Below are 1,297 nucleotides of genomic sequence, written 5' to 3'. Positions count from 1 at the left end.
TGGAGTGTTCAATATTCTGTGTCAGCCAAGTTTTCATAGGTCTATATGATCATCCAGTCGACCATCGAAGTGGATGCTCAGTTGCGACAGCGTCAGGTTCCAGTTTTGCACCGGATGCGACCATCGCTCAGACGCCTTTAACATACCCGCGTAGAGCAGCTTGAGCAAGCTGTTCTCGTTGGTAAAACCGCCTTTGGTTTTGGTCAGCTTACGGAATTGGCGGTGCACCGCCTCCACGGCATTGGTCGTGTAGATGGCAGTGCGGACATAGTCCGGATATTTAAAGTACGCCGAGAGCGTGAGCCATTTGCTGCGCCAGGACTTGATGACAATCGGGTACTTCTCGCCCCATTTGGCTTCTAAGTCGTCCAGGGCGCTTTCTGCGGCCGATAAGGTGACTGCTTTATACACGCACTTTAAATCGGCCATAAAGGCTTTCTGGTTCTTGCTGGCGACGTATTTTAACGAATTTCGAATTTGGTGAATAATGCAGTGCTGGACTTCGGTCTTCGGATAAATGCTTTCGATGGCTTCAGGGAAGCCTTTTAAGCCATCCACACAAGCGATGAGGATGTCTTGGACGCCACGATTATGCAGGTCGGTCAGTACGCTCAACCAGTGATGAGCGCCCTCTGACTCAGACAGATAAAGACCAAGCAGCTCTTTTTTACCCTCAACATTGAGGCCAAGAATGGTGTACACCGCTTTGCTGATGAAGCGTCCATTTTCTTTGATTTTGTAATGAATGGCGTCAAGCCAGACAATGGGATAAACGGCCTCAAGCTGTCGCTCACGCCACGCCTGTAGTTCTGGCAACAACTTATCAGTGACCGCATTGATGGTGCCGTTCGAGACATGAATACCGTACAGGTCTTCGATGTGCATGCGAATGTCTTGATAGCTGGTACCGAGCGAGAACAGGGCAATAATTTTACGCTCAAGCTCATCGGTTAAATGGGTCTGGTGCTTCTTCACCAGTTGCGGCTCAAAGGTGCCGGCGCGATCACGCGGCGTACTAAGTTCAAAGCTGCCGGCTGGGCTTTTCACCGTTTTAGAGGTCGAGCCATTTTTACGATTGGGCTGCTCTTTATCTTTAAGGTGTTCGTCAAGCTCAGCCTGCATGGCCGCTTCAGTCAGTTGCTTGATGAGTGGTGTTAGGATACCGTCTTTACCGGTAAGGTCTTTGCCCTCACGCAATTGCGCTAAGGCAGCTTCCATGTCGAAGTTTGGTTTGGTCATGTGTCATCTCGTTTTTGCTTAGTTTATCGAAATGACACAGAATTCTGAACACTACCGC

At 49.6% G+C, this 1,297-nt stretch carries 1 protein-coding gene; it reads right to left on the bottom strand.

Annotated features, from left to right (window positions below; translation table 11 throughout):
• Positions 1 to 33 precede the first annotated feature (33 nt).
• Positions 34 to 1,239 (bottom strand): IS256 family transposase, encoded by a 1,206-nt coding sequence (locus CWE15_RS11900; RefSeq protein WP_126758298.1) that lies wholly within the window; start codon positions 1,237 to 1,239, stop codon positions 34 to 36.
• Between the last annotated feature and the right edge of the window lie 58 nt (positions 1,240 to 1,297).

Origin of the sequence: Aliidiomarina taiwanensis (assembly GCF_003987015.1) — a bacterium.
GTDB classification, from domain to species: domain Bacteria; phylum Pseudomonadota; class Gammaproteobacteria; order Enterobacterales; family Alteromonadaceae; genus Aliidiomarina; species Aliidiomarina taiwanensis.
This window is presented reverse-complemented; position numbering and strand designations above follow the sequence as displayed.